General features: G+C 66.0%; 22 protein-coding genes. 14 read left to right on the forward strand and 8 right to left on the reverse strand.

Annotated elements, in window-relative coordinates; all coding sequences use genetic code 11:
- The first annotated feature begins 34 nt into the window (after positions 1 to 34).
- The 9 genes from JQ591_RS12665 to JQ591_RS12705 all read left to right on the forward strand — a co-directional run bounded on the left by JQ591_RS12665 (position 35) and on the right by JQ591_RS12705 (position 7,896).
- The gene (locus tag JQ591_RS12665) at positions 35 to 877 is read left to right on the forward strand and encodes a metallophosphoesterase family protein (protein WP_211396298.1); all 843 of its coding nucleotides are present in this window, start codon (positions 35 to 37) and stop codon (positions 875 to 877) included.
- A gap of 142 nt (positions 878 to 1,019) precedes the next feature.
- The gene (locus tag JQ591_RS12670; RefSeq protein ID WP_211396299.1) at positions 1,020 to 2,315 is read left to right on the forward strand and encodes an alanine racemase; all 1,296 of its coding nucleotides are present in this window, start codon (positions 1,020 to 1,022) and stop codon (positions 2,313 to 2,315) included.
- Between the two features lie 11 nt (positions 2,316 to 2,326).
- On the forward strand, positions 2,327 to 2,986 hold the full coding sequence (locus tag JQ591_RS12675; protein ID WP_007592208.1) for an amino acid ABC transporter permease: 660 nt from the start codon (positions 2,327 to 2,329) through the stop codon (positions 2,984 to 2,986).
- Positions 2,987 to 2,997: 11 nt separating this feature from the next.
- Positions 2,998 to 3,648 (forward strand): amino acid ABC transporter permease, encoded by a 651-nt coding sequence (locus JQ591_RS12680; protein ID WP_211396300.1) that lies wholly within the window; start codon positions 2,998 to 3,000, stop codon positions 3,646 to 3,648.
- Positions 3,635 to 4,363, forward strand: coding sequence for an amino acid ABC transporter ATP-binding protein (locus JQ591_RS12685; RefSeq protein ID WP_211396301.1), 729 nt, complete (start codon positions 3,635 to 3,637; stop codon positions 4,361 to 4,363). The genes JQ591_RS12680 and JQ591_RS12685 overlap by 14 nt, the downstream gene beginning before the upstream one ends.
- A gap of 35 nt (positions 4,364 to 4,398) precedes the next feature.
- Entirely contained in the window at positions 4,399 to 5,196 is a 798-nt protein-coding gene (locus tag JQ591_RS12690; protein WP_211396302.1) for a transporter substrate-binding domain-containing protein, read from the forward strand.
- A 56-nt stretch (positions 5,197 to 5,252) separates the two neighbouring features.
- Complete coding sequence (locus JQ591_RS12695) at positions 5,253 to 5,597, forward strand: RidA family protein (RefSeq protein WP_211396303.1); 345 nt, start codon at positions 5,253 to 5,255, stop codon at positions 5,595 to 5,597.
- Positions 5,598 to 5,660: 63 nt separating this feature from the next.
- Positions 5,661 to 6,689 (forward strand): succinylglutamate desuccinylase/aspartoacylase family protein, encoded by a 1,029-nt coding sequence (locus tag JQ591_RS12700; RefSeq protein WP_211396304.1) that lies wholly within the window; start codon positions 5,661 to 5,663, stop codon positions 6,687 to 6,689.
- A 142-nt stretch (positions 6,690 to 6,831) separates the two neighbouring features.
- The gene (locus JQ591_RS12705) at positions 6,832 to 7,896 is read left to right on the forward strand and encodes a LacI family DNA-binding transcriptional regulator (RefSeq protein WP_211396305.1); all 1,065 of its coding nucleotides are present in this window, start codon (positions 6,832 to 6,834) and stop codon (positions 7,894 to 7,896) included.
- 9 nt (positions 7,897 to 7,905) lie between these two features.
- On the opposite strand, the gene JQ591_RS12710 is transcribed toward JQ591_RS12705, so the two are convergent.
- The 3 genes from JQ591_RS12710 to guaB form a co-directional block, all read right to left on the reverse strand.
- A complete protein-coding gene (locus JQ591_RS12710; RefSeq protein WP_211396457.1) occupies positions 7,906 to 8,202 on the reverse strand; it encodes a hypothetical protein in 297 nt (98 codons plus the stop codon).
- A gap of 150 nt (positions 8,203 to 8,352) precedes the next feature.
- Complete coding sequence (locus JQ591_RS12715) at positions 8,353 to 9,375, reverse strand: NADP-dependent oxidoreductase (protein ID WP_211396306.1); 1,023 nt, start codon at positions 9,373 to 9,375, stop codon at positions 8,353 to 8,355.
- Between the two features lie 262 nt (positions 9,376 to 9,637).
- The gene (guaB, locus tag JQ591_RS12720) at positions 9,638 to 11,128 is read right to left on the reverse strand and encodes an IMP dehydrogenase (protein WP_007609139.1); all 1,491 of its coding nucleotides are present in this window, start codon (positions 11,126 to 11,128) and stop codon (positions 9,638 to 9,640) included.
- Positions 11,129 to 11,542: 414 nt separating this feature from the next.
- Here guaB and JQ591_RS12725 point away from each other — a divergent pair, with 414 nt between their 5' ends.
- Positions 11,543 to 13,033 (forward strand): MFS transporter, encoded by a 1,491-nt coding sequence (locus JQ591_RS12725; protein WP_211396307.1) that lies wholly within the window; start codon positions 11,543 to 11,545, stop codon positions 13,031 to 13,033.
- Positions 13,034 to 13,138: 105 nt separating this feature from the next.
- On the opposite strand, the gene JQ591_RS12730 is transcribed toward JQ591_RS12725, so the two are convergent.
- The gene (locus JQ591_RS12730; RefSeq protein ID WP_211396308.1) at positions 13,139 to 13,819 is read right to left on the reverse strand and encodes an RlmE family RNA methyltransferase; all 681 of its coding nucleotides are present in this window, start codon (positions 13,817 to 13,819) and stop codon (positions 13,139 to 13,141) included.
- 1 nt (position 13,820) lies between these two features.
- Positions 13,821 to 14,891, reverse strand: a complete 1,071-nt coding sequence (locus tag JQ591_RS12735; protein ID WP_211396309.1) for a Ppx/GppA phosphatase family protein — start codon at positions 14,889 to 14,891, stop codon at positions 13,821 to 13,823.
- A 212-nt stretch (positions 14,892 to 15,103) separates the two neighbouring features.
- Here JQ591_RS12735 and JQ591_RS12740 point away from each other — a divergent pair, with 212 nt between their 5' ends.
- Positions 15,104 to 17,473 carry a xanthine dehydrogenase family protein molybdopterin-binding subunit gene (locus JQ591_RS12740; protein WP_211396310.1) on the forward strand — a complete coding sequence of 790 codons (2,370 nt, stop codon included), beginning with the start codon at positions 15,104 to 15,106 and terminating at the stop codon, positions 17,471 to 17,473.
- A gap of 168 nt (positions 17,474 to 17,641) precedes the next feature.
- On the opposite strand, the gene JQ591_RS12745 is transcribed toward JQ591_RS12740, so the two are convergent.
- Positions 17,642 to 18,442, reverse strand: a complete 801-nt coding sequence (locus tag JQ591_RS12745; protein WP_211396311.1) for a hypothetical protein — start codon at positions 18,440 to 18,442, stop codon at positions 17,642 to 17,644.
- A gap of 141 nt (positions 18,443 to 18,583) precedes the next feature.
- Between JQ591_RS12745 and JQ591_RS12750 the strand changes: the two genes are divergently transcribed.
- The 3 genes from JQ591_RS12750 (at position 18,584) to JQ591_RS12760 (ending at position 22,039) form a co-directional block, all read left to right on the forward strand.
- Positions 18,584 to 19,081: a YaiI/YqxD family protein gene (locus tag JQ591_RS12750; RefSeq protein ID WP_007609125.1), complete on the forward strand. Its 498-nt coding sequence runs from the start codon at positions 18,584 to 18,586 to the stop codon at positions 19,079 to 19,081.
- Positions 19,082 to 19,089: 8 nt separating this feature from the next.
- On the forward strand, positions 19,090 to 20,895 hold the full coding sequence (locus tag JQ591_RS12755) for an ABC-F family ATP-binding cassette domain-containing protein (RefSeq protein ID WP_211396312.1): 1,806 nt from the start codon (positions 19,090 to 19,092) through the stop codon (positions 20,893 to 20,895).
- 64 nt (positions 20,896 to 20,959) lie between these two features.
- A complete protein-coding gene (locus JQ591_RS12760; protein WP_211396313.1) occupies positions 20,960 to 22,039 on the forward strand; it encodes an alanine racemase in 1,080 nt (359 codons plus the stop codon).
- 170 nt (positions 22,040 to 22,209) lie between these two features.
- Here the strand turns inward: JQ591_RS12760 and JQ591_RS12765 are convergent, their stop codons facing one another.
- Both JQ591_RS12765 and JQ591_RS12770 read right to left on the reverse strand, forming a co-directional pair.
- A complete protein-coding gene (locus JQ591_RS12765) occupies positions 22,210 to 23,430 on the reverse strand; it encodes an NAD(P)/FAD-dependent oxidoreductase (RefSeq protein WP_211396458.1) in 1,221 nt (406 codons plus the stop codon).
- Entirely contained in the window at positions 23,427 to 24,344 is a 918-nt protein-coding gene (locus JQ591_RS12770) for an SDR family NAD(P)-dependent oxidoreductase (RefSeq protein ID WP_211396314.1), read from the reverse strand. Before JQ591_RS12770 ends, JQ591_RS12765 begins: the two co-directional genes overlap by 4 nt.
- Positions 24,345 to 24,475: the final 131 nt, after the last annotated feature.

The following is a 24,475-nucleotide window of genomic DNA, read 5'->3' on the forward strand; positions in this document are numbered from 1 at the left end:
CGTTCCGACGCCTGGCCGTGCCTATGATCGTCCCATGTCCGAATTTCGTCTGACGCAGATTTCCGACACTCATCTGGGCCGGCGCTTCCCCGGCCTGATCGCCAACTTCGACCGCGTCAGCGCGCATATCGACACCGACAGGCCCGATCTCGTCGTCAACACCGGCGACGTCTCGTTCGACGGACCGACCAGCCGCGACGATGTCGAATTCGCCAAAGGCCTGCACGACGCCCTGCCCGTCGCCTGCCGCTACATCCCCGGCAATCACGACATCGGCGACAATCCGACCGCGATCGGCCCTGCGCCGAAGCCGCCGGTCGCGGAAGCGCATCGCCAGCAATTCCGCGAGATCATCGGCGAGGACCATTGGTCGTTCGAGGCCGCGGGCTGGTGCTTCATCGGCCTCAATTCGCTGGTGATGAACTCGGGGCTCGCCTTCGAGGCCGAGCAGTTCGACTGGCTCGCCTCCGAGATATCACGCACGAACGGCAGGCCGGTCGCGCTGTTCGTCCACAAGCCGGTGTTTCTCAACCTGCCCGACGACCCCGAGACGCCGGAGACCTCGATCCGCTTTGTGCCGCAGCCGGCACGCGCGCGGCTGATCGAGATGTTTGCGCATGTCGACCTGCGCCTCATCGCCAGCGGTCACGTGCACCAGCGGCGCGACTTCACCTGGCGCCACACCCGCCACGTCTGGGCGCCCTCGGCCGGCTTCAAGATCAACGACAAGCGCCAGGACCGGATCGGGATCAAGGAGGTCGGGCTCGTGGAGTACCGCTTCCAGCCCGACAGCTTTGAGGTCCGCCACGTCAGGGCCGCGGGCCAGGTCGACGTCGACATCGAGGAGCTGTTGGCCCAGATGGGTGGCGAGCACTAGCGCCCAATTGGCGGGCACGACTCCTTATCCTGATACCTCATTGCACGGAATTCGATCCAAAATGGCTAGACGATGCTAATGACAACGTTGTCATTCCGAAATATCGTTCTCCAAGCGGTCGAGGGCCGCGGACGGAGTGACGATGCATTTCTTGTCCCGGTGGGATAGCCAACGTCTTTCAACGACCACGCGGGGTATCCCCCTGGTCGCCGGTCTGTCGATCGATGAGATCGCCGACCAGCATTGGCGGCCCTCCCGCGGCGACCTCACCCTCCCCGCGCTCACGCTCGATGAGACCGCCTTCGCCGCCAATCGCGACCTTTTCCTGCGCTGGTGCAAAGGCGCCGGCGTCACTGTCGCGCCCCACGCCAAGACACCGATGTCGCCGGAGCTGGCCCGCTCGCTGCGCGAGGCCGGCGCCTGGGGCACGACGGTCGCCAACATCCAGCAGGCCGCGGTGCTGCTTGCGCATGGCGAGCGGCGGTTGTTGCTGGCCAACGAAATCGGCGGGCTCGCAGCCGGCCGGCGGCTCGGCGCTGTCCTCAGTGCGTATCCCGAGATAAAGTTTTACGCCTTCGCGGATTCACCGGCCGCGGTCGCGGCACTGGCGGAGGCTGCGCTGATCGCGGACCGGCGCGAGTTGTCCGTGCTGGTGGAGCTCGGCGCCGGCCGCGCCGGCGCGCGCGATCGCGCCGCGGTCGAAGCAACGATTGCCGCGGTGCTCGCGGCCGACCGGCTCGTGCTGGGTGGCGTCGCGACTTACGAAGGCGCGGTCGCAACGCCCGATTCCGATGAGACGATGCGCGCGATCGCAGCGCTGATGGAGCGCACCATCGAGACCTTCGCGCTGGTGCGCGCCGCGGCCCCGCGCCTGCCACTGATCATCAGCGCGGGCGGCTCCGCCTATTTCGACATCGTGGCATGCGCGCTCGCACCCGTCGCCCATGGCGACGGCAACGCCATCGTTCTCCTGCGCTCGGGCGCGCTGTTCTTTGCCGATCACGGCATCTATGCCCGCGCCTTCGCCGAACTCGACCGGCGCGGCGGTCTACTCGTCGACGGCGCGCGACGCTCCGCCGCCGAAGGTTTTCGCCCGGCGCTCACGCTGTGGGCTGAGGTGCTGTCGCGGCCGGAAGCAGGCCTTGCCATCGGGGGCTTCGGCATGCGCGATGCCTCGTTCGACCAGGGACTGCCGGTGCCGCTGAGCGTCTTCCGCGACGGCGTCGCCCAGCCAGGGCTCGCCGCGACCTTGTCGGTCGCACGTCTCAACGACCAGCATGCGTTCCTGTCGCTCGCGCCCGATAGCACGCTTGCGGTCGGCGACGTCATCGCCTTCGGCATCTCGCATCCCTGCACCTGCCTCGACCGCTGGCGTGTCATCTTCGCCCTCGATGCCGATGGCGTGGTGACGCGCGCCCTCCCCACCCAGTTCGGCTGAGAGCGGGCACGATGAATTTCCTGCCGCTCTGGCGCTATCAGAACCAGCTCATCGACGGGGCCATCGTCACGCTGGAGCTGACCGTGATCGCAGCGGTGGCAGGGCTTCTGATCGGCGTCGCCGGCGCGGTCGCGCTGAAGGGCCGCGTCACGCCGCTGCGCTGGCTGGTGCGCGCCTATATCGAGCTGTTCCGCAACACGCCGTCGCTGATCCAGATCTTCATCGTCTTCTTCGTGCTGCCGAATTTCGGCCTGAAGCTGCCGGCGTTCGAAGCCGCCTGCGTGGCACTGTCGCTCTATTTCGGCGCCTATTCGGTCGAGATCATCCGCGCGGGCCTCGACTCCGTGCCGAAGAACCAGATCGAGGCCGGCCAGTGCCTCGGCCTCTCCACCTGGCAGGTCTTCCGTCACATCCTGCTGCCACCGGCTCTGCGCAATGCCTATCCTGCCGTGACCAGCCAGTTCGTGCTCCTGCTGCTCGGCACCTCGCTTGCCTCGCAGGTTGCCACGGACGAGCTCTTCCACGTCGCAGGCTTCATCGAGAGCCGTACCTATCGCAGCTTCGAAGTCTACGCGGTGATCTGCGCGGTCTATTTCGCCATGGCGATGTCGTTCAAGGCGCTGTTCGCCGTCATTGGTGCGGCGGCCTTCCGCTGGCCGCGACGTCGCTGAGGGACCACGCGATGCGTTCCTTCTCCCTCATCGATCTTGTCTCGCTCGTCGAAGCCCTGCGCTGGACTGTCGCGCTCGTCGTGCTCGCGCTCGCCTTCGGTACACCGCTGGCGCTCGGGCTCGCCCTCGGCCGCATCAGCCGGTCCGCAGCCCTACGCTGGACGATGGCGGCATGCATCCAGATCATCCAAAGCGTGCCGCTGCTCGGCCTGCTGTTCTTCTTCTATTTCGGCATGCCGGTGTTCCTGGGCATCCAGGTGCCCGCGACCGTCGCGGTGACGGTGGCCTACACGCTCTACACGGCCGCCTTTCTCGGCGAGATCTGGCGCGGCGGCCTGGAGGCCGTGAAGCAAGCGCAGTGGGAGGCTGGCGCCTGCCTCGGCCTCTCCGCCTGGCAGCAGTTTCGCCACATCATCGCGCCGCAAGCGCTGCGGCTGTCGCTGCCGCCGACCGTCGGCTTCCTGGTGCAGCTCATCAAGGGCACCTCGCTCGCCTCGATCCTCGGCTTCGTCGAGCTCGCGCGCGCCGGCCAGGTGGTGAGCGCGGCGACGTTCCAGCCGCTGCTCACCTACGCACTCGTCGCCGCGATCTATTTCGCGCTGTGCCTGCCGCTCACGCTCTGGTCCCGCTCCCTGGAGGCCCGCCTCGATGGCTCTCGTTGAAATCCGCGACGTGCACAAGACATTCGGCCGGGTCGAGGTCCTCAAGGGCGTCTCGCTCGACGTCGAGGAAGGCGAGATCGTCACGATCATCGGCCGCTCCGGCTCGGGCAAGTCGACGCTGCTCCGCTGCATCAATGCGCTCGAGAGCGTCGATTCCGGCGATATCCGCGTCGAGGGCGAGAAGGTCCACGCCGCAATGCGCGACCTCAAGAAATTCCGTCAGCGCGTCGGCATCGTGTTCCAGGCCTTCAACCTGTTTCCGCATCTGAAGGTCGAGCGCAACATCACGCTCGCCCCGCTCCTCACCGGCCGCATCGACAAGGCCCGCGCGCGGGCGCTGGCCGAGGATGTACTGACCCGCGTCGGGCTCGCCGACAAGATCGACGCATGGCCGGAGCAGCTCTCCGGCGGCCAGCAGCAGCGGGTCGCGATCGCGCGCTGCCTGGCCATGGCGCCTCACCTCATGCTGTTCGACGAGGTGACCTCCGCGCTCGACCCCGAACTCGTCGGCGAAGTGCTGAAGGTGATGGAAGCGATGGCAAAGCAGGGCATGACGATGATCCTCGTCACCCACGAGATGGGCTTTGCCCGCAATGTCGCCGACCGCATCGTCTTCATGCACCAGGGCCGAGTCTGGGAACAGGGGCCGCCGGCAAAGCTGTTCGCAAGCCCCGAGACGCCCGAGCTCGCAAGCTTCATCGCGTCGTCGAGATGACCATCGTCCACCAAATCCGCCACCAGGAGAGAGCCATGAGAAAATTGAAGTCACTCTTCACCATCGCAGCCGCGGCGCTTGCCGTTCTCGCAGCGCCGAACCTCGCCAAGGCCGACAAGCTCCAGGACGTGCTCGGCTCAGGCAAGCTGCGCATCGGAATCCTCACCGATGCGGCGCCATGGGGCTTCAAGGACGACAAGGGCGAGATCGCAGGTCTCGACGCCGATCTCGCCAGGCTGATCGCGGCCGACATGGGCGTGAAGCTCGAACTCGTCCCGGTAACCGGCGCCGCGCGCATCCCGAGCCTGCTGTCGGACAAGATCGACATGCTGATCGCGGGCCTCGGCGCAACGCCCGAGCGCGCCCAGCAGGTGATGTTCTCGCAGCCCTATGCGGTGGTGAATCTCGGCGTCTACGGCGCCAAGTCGTTTCCCGCCACGACCGGCAAGAAGCCGGACAATCTCGACGGCCGCAGCGTTGCAGTGGCCAAGGGCTCGACGCTGGATGTCTGGCTCACCGACAATGCACCGAAGGTGAAGCTTGTGCGCTTCGAGGACACGCCCGCCGCACTCGCCGCGTTTCTCGCCGGCCAGGCCGATAGCTTCGCCGAGAACAGCGCGATCGCGCTCAAGGTGCAGGAGCAGAACCCCGCCAAGGAAGTCGAGCTCAAATTCCTGATCCGCCAGTCGCCGGCCCATGTCGGCGTGCGCCAGGGCGAGCAGAACCTGCTCAACTGGATCAACACCGACATCTTCACCAACAAGCTCAACGGCAAGCTCGGCGCGTTGCAGCTGAAGTGGTTCAAGGAAGAGCAGTCGCTGCCGACGCTGTGAGCCAGCACGCGCCCCCGCGACCCCCGCGGGAGCCACTGTCACGAGGAGTATTTCAGATGATCAAACGTTACGTCGTCGGTCCGCGCATGAGCCAGGCTGTCGCCGCCGGCGGCATGGTGCATATCGCCGGCCAGGTCGCGGACGACCGCAAGGCCGGAATCGTATCCCAGACCCAGCAGGTGCTCGCCAAGATCGACGCGCTGTTGAAGGAAGCCGGCTCTGATCGCTCCAAGTTGATCGCGGTCAACGTCTTCCTGCCGCACATCATCGACTTCGACACCATGAACTCGGTCTACGATTCCTGGATCGATCCGGCCAATCCGCCGGCGCGCGCCTGCGTCGAAGCCCGCCTCGCCGATCCCGACCTGCGCGTCGAGATGACCGCGGTCGCCTTGCTGTAACGGCGCCGCCCTTTCATTCAACCTTCGGCCGGCGTCGGCGACGACGCGGCCCCGAGGCAAGCCATGCATACCGGACTTTTCCACGAGATCAATTTCGAGAAGGACCAGAAATGGTCCGGACATCTCGGCATTCCCTTCTCGATCGACCGCTCCCCTTACTACCAGCTCAAGATCCCGATCTTTCGGATCAAGAACGGCGCCGGCCCAAAACTGCTTTTGATGGCCGGCAATCACGGCGACGAATATGAGGGCGAGATCACGCTGACGCGGCTGTATCGCCGGCTCGATGTCGCCGCCGTGAAGGGCGAGATCACCATCCTGCCCTTCGCCAATTGGCCGGCGGTGATGGCGGCACGGCGCCGCTCGCCGCTCGACGAGGGCAATCTCAACCGCGCTTTTCCGGGCGATGCCGGGGGCACGCCGACCTTCCGCCTCGCGCACTTCCTCGAGCACGAGCTGTTTCCGCGGCACGATGTCGTCTTCGACATCCATTCCGGCGGCACCTCGATGGCGCATGTGCCTTGCGCGCTGATCGAGCGCCAGGGACCGCCCGAGATGTTCGGCCGCGCACTGCGCTTGATGGAAGGGCTCGGCATGCCCTTCGCCTTCGTCGCCGAGAACGGCGCGGCGGCTCCGACCTCGATGGCGGCGGCCGCGCGCGCCGGCGCGATCGGGCTGTCAGGTGAATTCGGCGGCGGCGGCACCGTCACGCCGCAGACCATGGCGCTCACTGCGCGAGCGGTCGATCGCCTGCTGCTCGCGCTCGGCATCGTCCAGGCCCCCGTGCTGGGGCCGCATGCGCCGGTGGAGCGCGCTACCGAGTTGCTGGCATTGCAAAGCCATGCGCAGGCGGTGTTCGCCACGCGGCGCGGCTGGTTCGAGCCTGCGGTCATGGTCGGCGCGCGCGTGGCGGCCGGCGACATCGCCGGCTGGTATCATGATTTCGAGCGCCCGGAGCTGGCCGAGGAGATACTGCGCTTTCCAGCCGACGGCATCGTGATCTCGCAAAGGCTGCACACCGACAGCCAGAGCGGCGACTGCCTCGTCCAGGTCGGCCGCGCGCTGGCCCGCGACGAGGTGGGGACGCACTGAGCTTTGGAGACGATACCGACTTCGACTAAAGCGCGATGAGATCGGGATGAATCGTCATCGCGCTTTAGGTTGTTATTTGAGCATGATCCTTTCGGAAAACCGCTTCACACTTTTCCGGATCATGCTCTAGCCTCGGGATTCGATGACCGATCCGGCAAAGCCGACCTATGACGACGTGGTGCGCATTCCGGCGCCGCCCGGCCGCAGCAGCGCGGCCGGACGGCCGCCGCGCATCGCGGAGGTGGCGGAGCGTGCGGGCGTTGCGCCGATCACGGTGTCGCGGGTGCTGCGCCATCCCGAGAAGGTCAATCGCGAGACCCGCGAGCGGATCCTCGAAGTGATCGAGGCGACCGGCTATGCGTCCAACCCGCACGCGCGCGCGCTGCGCTCGGGCCGATCAAACGTGGTCATGGCTTTCGTCTCCAACATCCTCAGCCAGCAGTTTGGGCTGGCGGTGCGCAGCTTCGCGGCCACCTTGGAGCCGGAAGGCTTTGAAGTGCTGATCGGCCAGACCTCCTACTCCTATGCCAAGGAGGTCGCGATGATCCAGTCGCTGCGCGGCATCCGGCCTGCGGCCGTGATGTTCACCGGCGTGATCGAGCTCGAGGAGAATCGCGCCGCGCTCGAAGAGCTCGGCATTCCCGTGATCGAGACCTGGGCGTTTCCGCGCGATCCCATCGACATGCTGGTCGGTCTTCCCAACGCCGATGCCGGTGCGATGGCGGCACGAAGGCTGGCTGAGGCCGGGCATCGCCGCGTCGGTTTCATCGGCCGCAGCGTTGGGCGCGGCGCGCTGCGCCGCGACGGCTTTCGCGCGGCCGCGGCACAGCTCGGGCTCGAGATCATCCACGAGATCGGTGTCGGCGAAATCACGGGGCTCGTCGACGGCCGCGCCGCCTTCACCGCCCTGCTCGACCGCGGCGACCGCGTCGATGCCGTGTTCTGCGCCAACGATCTGCTCGCGACCGGCGCACTGATCGAGGCCCGCGGCCGGGGCCTGTCGGTGCCGCGCGATCTGGCTGTGCTCGGCTTCGGCGACAACGACGTCGCCGATCAGATCACGCCCGGCCTCACCACGATCTCGTTCGATGCCGCGGCTGTGGGGCGTATCGCAGGCGAACTGCTTCTGGCGCGCCTGACTGGCGCGCCACGGCCCGAGCAGCGACTTGCGGTCGAGCTGTTCATGGTCGAGCGCGGCAGCGTCTGAACGCGCGGATCAAGCGACGCTCTTGAGATCCTGCTGGATCGCGGCAAGCAAGGACTGCAGCGCCTCGCTGTTCACCGGCTTGGCCCCGGTATTGGCAGGCTGAACATTGGCAGGCCGCGCGGCTTTGACCGGACGCTTCGGGAATGGCGGCGTGGGTGTGGGCATCGCGGATTGCGCGAACGCGCCCACGTCCTCGGTGTGAACGAACTTGCCATGGATGACGTCATCGCGACGGCCCATGACAAACATGGTCGCCCAATAACCGGCAGCCAGCAGGATTACGCAGAAAACAACAATCTCTAACATCATCGCACCTGAAATATGCGCAATGATTCAATGCCTTCGCCGGCCCGTCAATGAACCGACGGTCACACCTGCGGCTTTTACGGGCGGGTGTGGCCGATCGGTCACTCTTTGTTAATCATATCCGGTCCCCGAGGGGGCCGGAGCGGCGGATCAAGCCCTATCCGGCCCGACCCGCACCAGCTGCTTGCCGAAATTCGCCCCCTTCAGAAGCCCCATGAAGGCGTCGGGCGCGCTCTCCAGGCCCTCGGTGACGAACTCCTTGTACTTGACCTTGCCCTCGCGGACCCATCCGGACATATCGCGCAGGAAGTCGCCATGACGGGAGGCGAAGTCGGAGACGATGAAGCCGCGGAAGGTCAGTCGCTTGGTCAGGATCGCGCGCATCATGCTGGCGGCCCATTTCGGCGGCTTCGCTTCAGTGTCGTTGTAGTGGGCGATGAGGCCGCAGACCGGCACGCGCGCGAACGGATTGAGCAGCGGGAAGACCGCCTCGAACACGGCGCCGCCGACATTCTCGAAATAGACGTCGATGCCTTTCGGGCAGGACTCCTTCAGCTTCGCCGCCAGATCGGGATCGCTGTGATCGATGCAGGCATCGAAGCCGAGCTCCTTCACGACGTAATCGCATTTGTCCTTGCCGCCGGCGATGCCGACCGCGCGTGCGCCCTTGATCTTCGCGATCTGTCCCACGGCCGAGCCGACCGCGCCGGAGGCGCCCGCGACGACGACGGTCTCGCCTTCCTGTGGCTTGCCGATGTCGAGCAGGCCCGTGTAGGCGGTCATGCCGGGCATGCCGAGCACGCCGATGGCCGTCGAGATCGGCGCGAGCTTCGGGTCGATCTTGTTCAGCCCCTTGCCGTCGGAGATCGCGTGCGTCTGCCAGCCCGCGCGCGAGAGCACGATGTCGCCCTTGGCGAAGTTCGGATTGTTGGAGGCTGCGACCTCGCAGACCGTACCGGCTTCCATCACGCCGCCGACGGGCACCGGCGTCGCGTAGGACGGACCGTCGCTCATGCGTCCGCGCATATAGGGATCGAGCGAGAGCCAGATGGTGCGCAGCAGGACTTCACCTGCCGCAGGCGTCGGTACGGCGAATTCCTCGATGCGGAAATCGGACGGCTTTGGCTCGCCGACGGGACGCGCGGCGAGTACGATGCGTTTTGCTTGGGACATGGTGGCTTCCTCCGAAGTTTTCTTCGTCGCGAGCGAAGCGGAGGGAGGCAGCTGCGTCAATACAAAAGCACACTCTCGCTGTCATCGCCCGCGAAGGCGGGCGATCCAGTAATCCGAGAGGGTCGTGATAGAACCGAAAGGCCGCGGCGTACTGGATGCCCCGCCGGAGCCTGTCATCGGGCTCGCCGAAGGCGAGACCCGGTGGCGGGGCATGACACCATCATTTGGGCAAGCGCGCGAATTCCAACGCGCAGCCGCGAGACTAACCGCCGCCCGGATAGTTCGGCGCCTCGCGCGTGATGGTGACGTCGTGGACGTGGCTTTCGCGCAGGCCCGCTCCGGTGATGCGCACGAACTGCGCCTTGTCGTGCAGGTCCTTCATGTCCTTTGCGCCGACATAGCCCATCGCGGCGCGCAGGCCGCCGGCGAGCTGGTGCATGACGTTGCCGACCGGGCCCTTGTAAGGCACCTGGCCTTCGATGCCTTCCGGCACGAGCTTGAGCGTGTCCTTGATGTCCTGCTGGAAATAGCGGTCGGCCGAGCCGCGCGCCATCGCGCCGACCGAGCCCATGCCGCGATAGGCCTTGTAGGAGCGGCCCTGCCACAGGAACACTTCACCGGGCGTCTCGTCGGTGCCGGCAAGCAGCGAGCCGACCATCGCGATGTCGGCACCGGCGGCGAGCGCCTTGGCAAGGTCGCCGGAGAACTTGATGCCGCCGTCGGCGATGACGGGGATGTCGGACTTCTTCGCAGCTTCGACCGCATCCATGATCGCGGTGAGCTGGGGAACGCCGACGCCGGCGACGATGCGCGTGGTGCAGATCGAGCCCGGGCCGATGCCGACCTTGATGCAATCAGCGCCCGCATCGATCAGCGCCTGCGCGCCCTCCGAGGTCGCGACGTTGCCGGCAACGACCTGCACGGAATTGGACAGGCGCTTGATGCGGTTGACCGCATGGAGCACGTGACGGGAATGGCCGTGCGCGGTGTCGACCACGACGAGATCGACGCCGGCATCGATCAGCCGCTCGGTGCGCTCGAAGCCGCTATCACCAACCGTCGTGGCGGCGGCGACGCGCAGGCGGCCCTGCGCGTCCTTGCAGGCCAGCGGATGGGCGACCGCCTTCTCCATGTCCTTGACGGTGACCAGGCCGACGCAGCGATATTGCTCGTCGACCACGAGCAGCTTCTCGATGCGATGCTGGTGCAACATCCGCCGCGCCTCGTCCTGGCTGACATTCTCGCGCACCGTGACGAGACCTTCATGCGTCATCAGCTCGGAGATTTTTTGCTGGCGGTCGGTGGCAAAGCGGACGTCGCGGTTGGTGAGGATGCCGACCAGCTTGCCCGGCGTGGACTTGCCCGCACCGGTGACGACGGGAATGCCCGAGATGCCGTGATCGCTCATCAGCTTGAGCGCGTCGTCCAGCGTGGCGTCGGGGCTGATGGTGAGCGGGTTCACCACCATGCCCGACTCGTAACGCTTGACCTGCCGCACCTGGGCAGCCTGGCCTTCGGGATCGAAATTGCGGTGGATGACGCCGATGCCGCCGGCCTGCGCCATGGCGATCGCCATGCGGGCTTCGGTGACCGTGTCCATGGCGGAGGCCATGATCGGGATGTTGAGCGGGATGGCGCGGGTGACGCGGGAGCGGATGTCGACCTCGCCCGGCATGACGTCCGACAGGCCGGGCTTCAGCAGCACGTCGTCAAACGTGAGGGCTTCGCGAATGCCTTGTTGCACCGTGGCCATGTGCCAACTCCTTCCGCGGCCCTGCCGCAAATAGCTATGGATGAGCGCCGCCCTCGGCGTACCTTGCGGCATCGCCGGAGAATCGGAGCCCATCGGTGGGGTTGACGCGGGTCGATAGCACGGGTGGGTGACGAATCAAAGCAAATCGGACCGCCGGCCAGCCATGCACGGGCTTTTTAGGCAAATTCAGCGGGGATAGCCGGTCCAGCGCAAACGTCTGGGCGCCTCGTGCTCGCGAACGTCGTCCACACCCTCCCCGTGCCGGCGGATCATCGCGGTCTCCGGCGCAGGGTGCACCCACCTGGGCTCACGCAGGATTTAGGTGCCATGCGTCGATCCGCAATGGTCGCGGCCCAGCGGCGGTGATAAGCCGCAATTTGCGCCCCTCCTTCCGATTTCCATTACCAATCCGTCATGGTCGACAAGCAACGCATCATTCCGCTGATCGTGGCCACTGCTCTCTTCATGGAGAACATGGACTCGACGGTCATCGCCACTTCGCTGCCCGCGATCGCGGCCGACATCGGCACCAGCCCACTGACGCTCAAGCTCGCGATCACCTCCTATCTGCTGTCGCTTGCGGTGTTCATCCCGGCGAGCGGCTGGACCGCCGACCGGTTCGGCGCGCGCATGGTGTTTGCGATTGCCGTCGGCGTGTTCATGGTCGGCTCGGTCGGCTGCGCGCTCTCGACATCGGTCACCGATTTCGTGTTCGCGCGCATCCTGCAAGGCATGGGCGGGGCGATGATGACGCCGGTCGGGCGCCTCGTGCTGTTGCGGTCGGTCGACAAGAGCGCGCTGGTCAATGCCATGGCGTGGGTGACGGTTCCTGCCCTGATCGGCCCCGTGATCGGGCCGCCGCTCGGCGGCTTCATCACCACCTATGCGTCATGGCACTGGATCTTCCTGATCAACATCCCGATCGGGCTGCTCGGCATCTTCATGGCCTTGCGCTTCATCGATCCCATCAAGAGCGAGGAACGAGAGCCATTCGACCTCTACGGCATGGTGCTCGCGGGCCTCGGGCTCGCCGGCATCGCCTTCGGGCTGTCGGTTGCCGGACTCAATCTGCTGCCGTGGAGCACGGTTGCCGCCCTGGTCGTCGGCGGATCGATCTCGATGACGCTGTATGTCCTTCACGCGCGGCGAACGGGGTCGCCGGTCCTGGACTTTACGCTGCTGAAGCTGCCGACGCTACGCGCGGCCATTTTCGGCGGGTTCTTGTTCCGGCTCGGCATCGGCGCGCTGCCGTTCCTGTTGCCGCTCCTGATGCAGATCGGCTTCGGCCTCTCGCCGTTCAAGTCCGGCCTCGTCACGTTTGGCTCCTCGCTCGGCGCCATGGGCATGAAGGCGCTGGCCGCACGCATCATCCGCGCCTTCGGCTTCCGCAATCTGATGACGGTGAACGCGATTATCAGTGCGGTTTTCCTCGCCGCCTGTGCGCTCTTCACCGTGACGACGCCGCTGCTGATCATCATGATCATCCTGGTGGTTGGCGGCTTCTTCCGTTCGCTCGAGTTCACCGCGATCAACACGGTTGCCTATGCCGATGTCGAGCACGCGCAGATGAGCCGTGCCACCACGCTCGTCAGCGTCAACCAGCAGCTCGCGGTCTCGGCCGGCGTCGCGGTCGGCGCAGCGTCCGTGGAGACGACGATGTGGCTCAGCCACGTCAGCGAGCTCAACGCCACCGTGTTTGCTCCGGCCTTCGTCGTGATCGCCCTGACCTCGGCGGCGTCGAGCTGGTTCTTCTGGCAGATGCCCGATGATGCCGGCCATGAAGTCTCCGGCCGCAAGGCGGTGGAGATCGCGAGCCGCAAGGGTGCAGGCAAGGGCGCGGCCAAGGCGGCCGTCAAGGCGGCGACCGAGGATACGCAGGACGTGCGGGATCAGCGGCTGGGATAGCCGGCACCACTCTCACGCGATGTCGTCCCGGCGCCGGCCGCAATTGGCAGTCTTCGCCGAATTCAATTCGGTGGTTATAGGTCCCGGCCTGCGCCGGGAGGACGATCAGGTGCCGCCGCGAAATCCCGTCGCGAGAACGTAGCGCTCCGAGGAATCCTGCCGGCTCGCGGCCGGCTTGACGTGACGCACCGTGGCGAAATCGCGCTTGAGCTGGGCGAGCAGCTCGGCGTCGGCCCCGCTCTGGAACGCCTTCGCCAGGAAGGTCCCGCCCGGGTTCAGCACGTCGCAGGCGAACGCGGCGGCGGTCTCGATCAGGCCGACGATGCGGAGCTGGTCGGTCTTGCGGTGGCCGGTGGTGTTGGCGGCCATGTCGGACATCACGATGTCGGCGCCGCCGTCAAGCATGGCCTTGAGCTTGTCCGGCGCGTCATTGTCCATGAAATCGAGCTGAGCGAACTCGACGCCGGCAATCTCGGGGATTTCCAATAGGTCGATCGCGATCACCTTGCCCTTGCCGTCGACCGAGCCGACGCGCTTGGCCGCGATCTGGCTCCAGCCGCCCGGCGCGGCGCCGAGATCGACCACCGCCATGCCGTGCTTGAGCAGGCGATATTTGTCGTCGATCTCGAGCAGCTTGAACGCGGCGCGCGAGCGATAGCCCAGCGCCTTCGCCTTGACCACATAGGGATCGTTGAGCTGCCGCTCCAGCCACAGCTTCGACGACAATTTGCGCTTGCCGTGGGTCTTGACCTGAACGTGCAAGCGGCCGGTGGTGTCCTTGGCCATCTCACCAGCTCCTGAGGACGCCGTCCTCGCGCATCATCTCGACCAGCATGCCCTCGCGCAGGCCCCGGTCGGCGACGCGCAGGCGTGGCAGCGGAAAGGCACGGCGGATCGCGTCGAGGATGGCGCAGCCGGCCAGCACGAGATCGGCGCGCTCGACGCTGATGCAGCTGTTGCTGGCGCGCTCCTCGTAGCTCATGCCGAGCAGCTTGTTGATGGTCGTGGTGATGTCGGTATCGTTCATCCAGACGCTGTCGATGCGGCGGCGGTCGTAGCGCACGAGATTGAGATGGATGCCGGCGAGCGTCGTCACGGTGCCGGATGTGCCCAGGAGATGCATGTCGGCGAGATCGCCGCCATGCTGTTCGGCGAACGGCGTGATGTGATGGGCGACCTCGCGCTCCATCGCGGCGTAGATCTCCGGCGTCACGTCGCGCCCGCCGAACTGCTCGGCAAGCGTCACCACACCGAACGGAATCGACATCCAGGCTTTGATGCGCGGCTCCGGATTTGCGGCGTCGCGCTCGATTCGCACCAGCTCGGTCGAGCCGCCGCCGATGTCGAACAGGATCGCGCCGCGCCCCCTGGGATCGACCAGCGGCGAGCAGCCGAGCACGGCGAGCGCCGCCTCGGTCTCGCGGTCGATCACCTCGAGCTCGATCCCGGTCTCGGCCGCGACGCGGCTGCGAAAGCCTTCGGCGTTCGAGGCGGCGCGGCAGGCTTCGGTGGCGATCAGCCGCAATCGCTTGGCTTTGCGCAGGTTGATCTTGTCGCGGCAGATGCCGAGCGCCACGACGGCGCGCTCGATCGCGGCCTCGCTGATGCACCCGGTTGCCGAGACGCCCTCGCCGAGCCGGATGATGCGCGAGAAGGAATCGACCACGCGAAAGCCGTCGTGGGTCGGACAGGCGATCAGGAGCCTGCAATTGTTGGTGCCGAGGTCCAGCGCCGCGTAGACGCCGGTTCCCGGCGCTTGCGCGCCGACGGCCGGTTCAGTGGCGAACGACACCGCCGCCATCGACCCCAGCTCACCGTGCGGCGCAAGGCCGTCGCGGAGCCGCGTGTGGTCATTCATACAAACTGTCTTTCCGCGGCCGGGTGGGCCGAGCTGGAATTGCTTTTTCGCCTGAAACCTTAGCAGCGCGTCAATCCTGCGCAACAACCCATCACATGGGACCATGCCCATTCGTGCGTTGTCGTGAACGGGCCGGTGGGTTATTTTTGAGGGGTCCGGTCCCCCAAGGCGCCCCCCAAACCGCGCAATTGCCGGCTTTTCAGGTCAATTCCATGCAAGAACACACCAAATCTTCCACGCTCGAAAACGCTATTGCACTGCAAAAATATGGCGTCGGGCAACCGGTCCGCCGCAAGGAGGACGACACGCTCGTGCGCGGCAAGGGCCGCTACACCGACGATTTCAACCTGCCTGGCCAAGCCCATGCCGTGATCGTCCGCTCGACCCACGCCCATGGCGTGATCCGCGGCATCAGCATCGACGCCTCCAGGGCGATGCCGGGCGTGCTTGGGGTGTGGACCGGCAAAGACCTCGATGCGGCCGGCTATGGCCCCTTCACCTGCGGCCTGCCGCTGAAGAGCCGTGACGGCTCTCCCCTGCTCCAGACCAACCGCCAGCCGCTCGCAACCGACAAGGTCCGCTTCGTCGGCGATCCTGTCGCCTTCGTGGTCGCGGACACGCTGGCCCAGGCGCGCGATGCGGCCGAGGCGGTCGAGCTCGATATCGAGCCGCTGCCGGCGGTGACGGATCCCGAGGAAGCCGCAAAACCCGGCGCGCCGCAACTCTATGACCACATCCCGAACAATGTCGCGCTCGACTACCACTATGGCGACATCGAAAAGGTCAACGCCGCCTTCGCCAGCGCCGCTCACGTGACCAAGATCGACATCGAGAACACCCGCGTCGCCGTGGTCTCGATGGAGCCCCGCGTTGGCCTAGCCTCCTACGACAAGAAGACCGAGCGCTACACCATCCAGATGCCGACGCAGGGCGTCGCAGGCAACCGCGCCAACCTCGCCAAGAACCTGAAGGTGCCGAACGAGAAGGTGCGCATCCTCACCGCCAATGTCGGCGGCTCCTTCGGCATGAAGAACGTCAACTATCCCGAGTACATGTGCATCCTGTACGCGGCCAAGGAATTGGGACGGCCGGTGAAATGGCTGGACGAACGCTCGACCAGCTTCTTGTCCGACAGCCATGGCCGTGCGCAGAAGATTCACGCAGAGCTCGCGCTGGACGCCGAGGGGCATTTCCTCGCCGCCAAGCTCTCCGGCTACGGCAATCTCGGAGCCTACATCACCGGCGTTGCGCCCAGCCCGCTCTCGCTCAACACCAGCAAGAACTTTTCCAGCGTCTATCGCACGCCGCTGATGGCCGTCGACATCAAGACGGTGCTGACCAACACCACGCTGATGGGCGCCTATCGCGGCGCCGGAAGGCCCGAGGCCAACTACTACATGGAGCGGCTGATCGACCGCGCCGCCGACGAGATGGGCATCAACCGCCTGACGATGCGCAAGCGCAACTTCATCAAGCAGAACCAAATGCCATTCGCCGCGTCCTCCGGCGTCACCTATGACAGCGGCGACTTCCAGGCTGTCTTCAACAAGGCGCTCGAAATCTCCGACCACGAGAATTTTGCCAAGCGCAAGAAGGAGAGCAAGAAGTCCGGCAAGCTGCGCGGCATCGCCGTCGGTTCCTATCTGGAGGTTACCGCACCTCCCGGCGTCGAGCTCGGCAAGATCGTGTTCGATCCCGATGGCTCCGTGCAGCTCATCACCGGCACGCTCGATTACGGCCAGGGCCACGCCACGCCGTTCGCGCAGGTGCTGTGCGAGCAGCTCGGCGTCCCCTTCGAGAGTGTCAAGCTGGTGCAGGGCGACAGCGACATCGTGCACACCGGCAACGGCACCGGCGGTTCGCGCTCGATCACCGCGAGCGGCATGGCGATCGTGGGGGCCGCCAAGCTCGTGATCGAAAAGGGCAAGCGCGCCGCCGCGCACATGCTGGAGGCATCCGAAGCCGACATCGAATTCGAGGGCGGCAGCTTCACCATCGCCGGCACCGACCGCAGCATCGACATCATGGAGCTGGCAAAACGCCTGCATGACGGCAAGGTGCCGGACGGCGTTCCCGATACGCTCGACGTCGACCATACCAGCGAACCGGTGCCGTCGGCCTTCCCGAACGGCTGCCACGTCGCCGAGGTCGAGATCGACCCTGAGACCGGCATGGTGCAGGTCGTCCAGTACAGCGCCGTCAACGATTTCGGCACAGTGATCAACCCGCTGCTGGTCGCGGGCCAGCTCCATGGCGGCGTCGTCCAGGGCATCGGACAGGCGCTGATGGAGCACGTCCGCTACGACGAGAGCGGCCAGCCGATCACGGGCTCGCTGATGGACTACGCTCTGCCGCGCGCCGAGGACGTGCCGTTCATGACGGTCGGCGATCACCCGGTGCCGGCCACGACCAATCCGCTCGGCAGCAAGGGCTGCGGCGAAGCCGGCTGCGCCGGCAGCCTGTCGACGGTCGTGAACGCGGTGATCGACGCGCTCTCCGACTACGGCATCAAGCACATCGACATGCCGCTGACCCCGGAGCGGGTGTGGCGGGCGATCCAGGACGCGAAGGGCGTGGCATAGGGGCGTTCCGTCGTCGTCACAAACTCCGCTGTCATCGTCCGCGAAGGCGGACGATCCAGTATTCCAGAGACGGTCGAGGGATACGGAGAGGCCTCGGCGTACTGGATTCCTCGCCTTCGCGGGGAATGACAGCGAATGTGAGGACGCGCTGTGCCCCTTACCTGCCGCCTACGCCGCCGCCTGCTCGCGCGGCTGGTAGATCGCGGTGTGCTGGCAGTGCGCCAGTGGCGTCGTGCCGTTGGCGACCACCAGCGCGTCGAGCTCGACGAAACGATGGCCCTTCTTCTCGTAATTCGCGGTGACTCTTGCCCGCGCGGTGATCTCGTCACCGGCGCGTGCGGCTGACAGCAGCTGCATGCGGCTGCCGACATGGATCCACGGGCCGAGGATCGTGTTGTCCACCAGCACGCGGTTCACGACGCGCTGGATCAGGCCGGGGTGGCCGAGCTCCTCGCGCGCGAAGATCGGATCGGCCTCACGGATGTCGGCGAGATAGTCGGCTGCATCCTGCCCGGCCCAGCGGCGCGGCGTCGTGCCGAGCCATTTGCCTGTCGGGAACGTCGCCGGGCTGACCGGTTTGCGCTCGGCAATCGCGGGGACCTCGAGATAGTCGATCAACGACACCGCCGTCGCAGTCGCCGGCAGCGACGCCGTGCCGGTGGCACAGAGCTCGGTGCGGCTGAACACCTCGATCGTGAGCAGGCCGTTGTGCTCGGTCGCATCGACATCGGCGGTCTCGCCGTCATAGACCGGCTTGATGAAACGCGCCTCGACCAGCCCGCGCGACAGGAAATCGCGGCCCCAGTGCGCCACCGGCACATGCATCATGTAGGCGAAGACGTCGACGCCCGGGACCAGGCCGCCGGAAAAGCCGAAGCGGCGCGCCACCGTATCGTCATGCATCTTGTTTTCGGACTGCTTGGCCGTGTTGTAGGCCTCGACGCGATAGGTTTCGAGCCGGTTCGGCATGGCCTGGATTTCCCCAAATTCTTGTTGTTTCGGGCCGATCGTAGGCCCTGAGGAACCGGGGTCAATCCCCTCGCCTTTGCGGCCCGAATGGGGTACCACGCGGCTGCTGCGAAACCGCTTCGCAAGCCCCATCTACGGACAATGACGAACCCTCAAAACACCACCCGCATCTATGTCGACGCCGACGCCTGTCCGGTGAAGGACGAGATCTATCGCGTCGCAGGCAGGCATGGCCTGCCCGTGAGCGTGGTCGCGGGCAATTTCATCCGCGTGCCCCAGGATCCGCTGATCGAGCGGGTCGCCGCGGGTGCCGGCATGGACGCGGCCGATGACTGGATCGCGGAACGTGCCGGGCCCGGCGATATCGTCATTACCTCGGATATTCCGCTCGCGAGCCGCTGCGTGAAAGCCGGCGCCGATGTGATTGCGTCCAACGGCAAGGCGTTCACCGAGGAATCGATCGGGATGACGCTCGCGGTCCGCAACCTCATGACCGATTTGCGCTCGGCCGGCGAAGTCACCGGCGGTCCGAAATCGTATTCGCCGCGCGACCGCTCGACGTTTCTATCGACGCTCGACCAGACCATCCGCCGCATTCAGCGCCGCCGCGCCGACCAGGCCGCAACAAGACAGGACTGAGACACCGCATGGCGCCACCGCTGATTCAACTGCGTGATATCAAGCTGACCTTTGGCGGCACGCCGCTCCTGGCGGGCGTCGAACTGTCGGTTTCGACAGGCGAGCGCGTCTGCCTGATCGGCCGCAATGGTTCCGGCAAATCGACGCTGCTCAAGATCGCCGCCGGCCTGGTCGAACCGGATGGCGGCAGCCGTTTCGTCCAGCCCGGCGCCACCATCCGCTACCTGCCGCAGGAACCGGATTTTTCCGGTTTCTCCACCACGCTGGCCTATGTCGAGGCCGGCCTCAATGCCGGCGATGACCACTATCAGGCGCGCTATCTGGTCGAACAGCTCGGTCTCAGCGGCGAAGAAGATCCGGCGCATGTCTCCGGCGGCGAAGCGCGCCGCGCCGCGCTGGCGCGCGTGCTCGCGCCCTCGCCCGATATCCTGCTGCTGGACGAGCCGACCAACCATCTGGATCTTCCGACCATCGAATGGCTGGAGAGCGAACTGGAGAGCCGCCGCTGCGCGCTGGTGATCATCAGCCACGATCGGCGCTTCCTGAGCAATCTCTCGCGCAGCACCGCCTGGCTCGACCGCGGCCAGATCCGGCAGATCGACCGCGGCTTCAGTGCCTTCGAGGCCTGGCGCGACGAGGTGCTCGCGGAGGAGGAGCGCGACCAGCACAAGCTCGACCGCAAGATCGTCAACGAGGAGCACTGGCTGCGCTACGGCGTCTCGGGTCGCCGCAAGCGCAACGTCAAGCGGCTCGGCAATCTCCACGCACTGCGCGACCAGCGCCGCACCCATCGCGGCGCGACGGGCAACGCCAACCTCGCGGCTGCCGAAGCCGACAAATCCGGCAAGCTCGTCATCGAGGCCAAGAATATCAGCCGGTCCTATGGCGAGCGAAAGATCGTCGACGGCTTCTCGATCCGCGTCCAGCGCGGCGACCGCATCGGCATCGTCGGCCCCAACGGCGCCGGCAAGACCACGCTGATCGAGATGCTGACCGGCGGCAGCACACCGGACAACGGCACCTTACGGCTCGGCGCCAACATCGAGATGGCGACGCTCGACCAGCATCGTGAAAGTCTCGATCCCAAGACGACGCTGGCCGAGGCGCTGACCGGCGGCCGCGGCGACCATGTCATGGTCGGCGGCAAGCCGAAGCACGTCGTCAGCTACATGAAGGACTTCCTGTTCGCCCAGGAACAGATGCGCACGCCGCTGGAGGTGCTTTCAGGGGGCGAGCGCGGCCGGCTGATGCTGGCACGCGCGCTGGCAAAACCCTCCAACCTCCTCGTGCTGGACGAGCCGACCAACGACCTCGACCTGGAGACCCTCGACGTTCTCGAGGAAATGCTCAGCGACTACGAGGGCACCGTGATTCTGATCAGCCACGATCGCGATTTTCTCGACCGCGTGGTGACGTCCGTGATCGTGCCCGAGGGCAACGGACGCTGGCTCGAATATGCCGGCGGTTATACCGACATGCTGGCCCAACGCGGTGCCGACGTGAAGCGCGCGACAGCGAAGGCAGCCGAGGAGACGAGAGAGTCGCGGCCGGTCGCGCCTTCCGGCGTCGCGAAACGACGGCTGACCTTCAACGAGCAACACGCGCTTGAGACGCTGCCCAAGACCATCGCCAAGCTGCAAGCCGAAATCGCCAAGCAGCAGCGCTTCCTTGACGACCCCGATCTCTTCCGCAAGGATCGCAAGCGCTTCGATCAGGCCTCCGACGCCCTGACGAAGGCGCAAAAGGAACTGGCCGAAGCCGAAGACAAATGGCTGGAGCTCGAAGTGCGGCGCGAAGAGATTGAACAGGCCTAGCGTGCATTCCGCAAAAGTGGGCACCGCTTTTGCAAACAGAGTGCGCGCCAACTCAGAGACTTCCATGACAACGACCCTTGCCACCAAAATCGCCCGCGAATACGGCACGCCCTGCGCCGTCATCGACATGGACAAGGTCGAGCGCAACATCGCGCGCATCCAGAAGGCCTGCGACGACGCCGGAATTGCCAACCGTCCGCATATCAAGACGCACAAGAACCCGGCGATCGCCAAGATGCAGATCGCTGCCGGCGCGAAGGGCATCACCTGCCAGAAGCTCGGTGAAGCCGAGATCATGGCCAATGCCGGGATCGACGACATCCTGATCAGCTACAACCTGCTCGGCGAAGAGAAGATGGCGCGGTTAGGGGCGCTGCAGGCGAAGGCGAACATGACGGTCGCCGCCGACAATTCGACCGTCGTCGCCGGCCTGCCCAAGGCCGCCGCGGCCTCAGGCCGACCGCTGTCGGTCGTGGTCGAATGCGATACCGGCCGCAAGCGCGCCGGCGTCGAGACGCCAGCTGAAGCCATTGCGCTGGCGCAGGAGATTGCTGCATCCAAGGGACTGCAATTCGCCGGCTTCATGATGTATCCGACCGAGACCGGCTGGGCGGACGCGCAAAAATTCTATGACGAAGCTCTGGCCGGCGTGCGCGCGCACGGGCTGGATGCAAAAATCGTCTCGACCGGCGGGACGCCGAACCTGAAGAATATCGGCAAGCTCAAGGGCGGCACCGAGCACCGCTTCGGCACCTATATCTACAACGACCGCATGCAGGTCGCCGCCGGCTCCGCCACCTGGGACGACTGCGCGCTGCACATCTATTCGACGGTGGTCAGCCGCGCCGCGCCCGAGCGCGGCATTCTGGACGCCGGCTCGAAGACGCTGACGACGGACACCGGCGGCCTCGACGGCCACGGCCTCATCCTGGAGCACCCGGAAGCGAAGATCGCTCGCTTTGCCGAGGAGCACGGTTTCCTCGACCTCTCCCGCAGCAACACCAGGCCGAATGTCGGCGACGTCGTGCGGGTCGTGCCCAATCATGTCTGCGTCGTCGTCAACATGATGGACGAAGTCGTGATGGTGCGCGGAGAAGAGATCATCGGCACACTGCCGGTGGCGGCGCGGGGGAAGCTGCGGTAGCTGTTCGCGCCCGCGCATCCTTCGAGGCTCGCCGCGCGGCGCTCACGCACCGCGTGGCTCGCAGCACCTCCAGCGACAACGGCTCCGCCGTTGCGCGGGGATAACGCTCTCTGATAGCCGTCACCCTGAGGTGGCCGCTTCTTCAGCGGCCCTCGAAGGGCGACGGCGTTCTATGACCGTTTCAGCCACTCCAGCACGCCCCTGCCTGCAGCAGCACCGGTCGCAAAAGACGCCTGCAACAGGTAGCCGCCGGTCGGCGCCTCCCAGTCCAGCATCTCGCCGGCCACGAACACGCCCGGCAGCTTGCGCAGCATGAAGTGTTCGTCGAGCTCGTCGAAGGTGATCCCGCCCGCAGTCGAGATCGCGCGCTCGATCGGGGCAACGCCGGTGAGCCGAACCGGAATTGCGTTGATCAGGTGAGCAAGATCGGCCGGCGAGAACAATGCGAGCGGCCGGCCGGATGAAATGGCGGCCTCCTGCATCAGGCCGATACCCACCGGCGACACTTGCGCCGCCTTGCGCAGGAAATTCGCGAGCGATTGCTTGCCGCGCGTCCCTGATAGCCGCGTGGTCAGCGCGGCGGCGTCGAGCTCGGGCCGCAATGCGATCGTGAGCGTCGCCTGCCCAATTCCCAGCACCGCCTCGCGCAACTCGGCCGACAGCGCATAGATCGCCCCGCCCTCCATACCGCTGCGTGTGATCATCGCTTCGCCCCGTACCGTGTGGGCACCGGTCGTCAGCGCCACGCCCTTGAGCGGCTGCCCTTCGAAACGATCACGGAAAACGTCCGACCATGCGACGGTGAAGCCGGAATTGGCCGGCCGCAGCTTCGAAACGGCAATGCCCTTTGCCGCGAAGATGTCGACCCAGCCACCGTCCGACCCAAGCCGCGGCCAGCTGGCGCCGCCGAGTGCAAGCACGGTGGCGTCGACAGCAATGGTCGAGGAATCGTCGGGTGTTTGAAACAACAACCGTCCCTCACCGTCCCACCCGGTCCAGCGATGGCGAAAGGCGAACCGTACGCCCACCGCATCGAGCCGTCGCAGCCAAGCGCGCAGCAAGGGCGACGCCTTGAACGCTTTCGGAAACACACGCCCGCTGGAGCCGACAAACGTCGGCTCGCCCAGCGCCTCGCTCCAGGCGCGCAGCGAGTCAGGCGGAAACGCTTCGATCGCCGCTTGCAGTTTCGGCGCCGCCTCGCGGTAGCGTGTGATGAACTGCGGCAACGCCTCGCTATGGGTGAGATTGAGTCCGCCGCGGCCGGCCATCAAGAATTTGCGGCCCGCGGACGGCATTGCGTCGTAGACGGTGACGCGAGCACCACCCTGCACGAGCACTTCGGCCGCCATCAGCCCGGCAGGGCCGGCGCCGATGACGGCGACGGCTGTCAGAGTTTCACCCCGGCGCGCGCAGCGGCCTGCGCCACGTATTTCTGCGTCTGCTCGAAAGCCCCCTGCAGCGCCTTCGCCTTCGACATGTCGCTGATCTCGGCGAAATGCGCCGCCACCGCGTCCGGGGTCCACTCGGACTCCGGCAGGTTGATGCCTTCGCTCTCGACGATCTTGATCACCGCGAACGAGCCGGCACCGGCGCCCATGATGGTGCGGGTCGGCGCGTCCTCGCTCAGCATGTACTCGACCGCGGGCGTGATCGCGTTCGGCTTCATCAACTGCAGCGCCTGCGGCGGCAGCAGCTCTTCCGTCATGCGGGTTGCCGCCGTCGGCGAGATGATGTTGACGCGAATGTCGGACTTGCGGCCCTCTTCCGCCAGCACGTTCATCAGGCCGACCATGCCGGACTTCGCGGCACCGTAATTGGCCTGGCCGAAATTGCCGTAGAGGCCGGAGGACGACGTCGTCAGCACGATGCGGCCGTAGTTGCGATCACGCATGCCGGCCCAGGCCGCCTTGCAGCAATAGAAGGTGCCGACGAGGTGCACGTCGAGCACCTTCTGGAAATCGGCCGCCTCCATCTTGCCGAACGACTTGTCGCGCAAAATGCCGGCATTGGCACACAAGAGGTCCACGCTGCCCCACTCCTTGGTGGCGCGCTCGACCATCGCGGTGACCTGCTCGAAATTGGAGACGTCGGCGCCGTCGGCCATGGCGATGCCGCCGGCCTTGCGGATCTCCTCCACCACAGCTTCCGCGGGCGAGAGCGAGCCGCCGCTGCCGTCGCGCGCGCCACCGAAATCGTTGACCACGACTTTCGCGCCGCGGCTTGCCAATCCCAGCGCATGCGCCCGCCCGAGGCCATTGCCCGCGCCTGTGACGATGGCGACGCGTCCGTCGAACCTGATTGCCATTGTGCTTCCTTGTGCTGTCTTCCCTTCTCCCCTTGTGGGAGAAGGTGGCGCGAAGCGCCGGATGAGGGGTCTGTCTCGGCAGATGAGCGTGTGGAGAGATACCCCTCACCCGGCTTCATCTCGCTCCGCTC

The sequence above is a fragment of the Bradyrhizobium canariense genome, from assembly GCF_018130465.1.
GTDB lineage: Bacteria > Pseudomonadota > Alphaproteobacteria > Rhizobiales > Xanthobacteraceae > Bradyrhizobium > Bradyrhizobium canariense_C.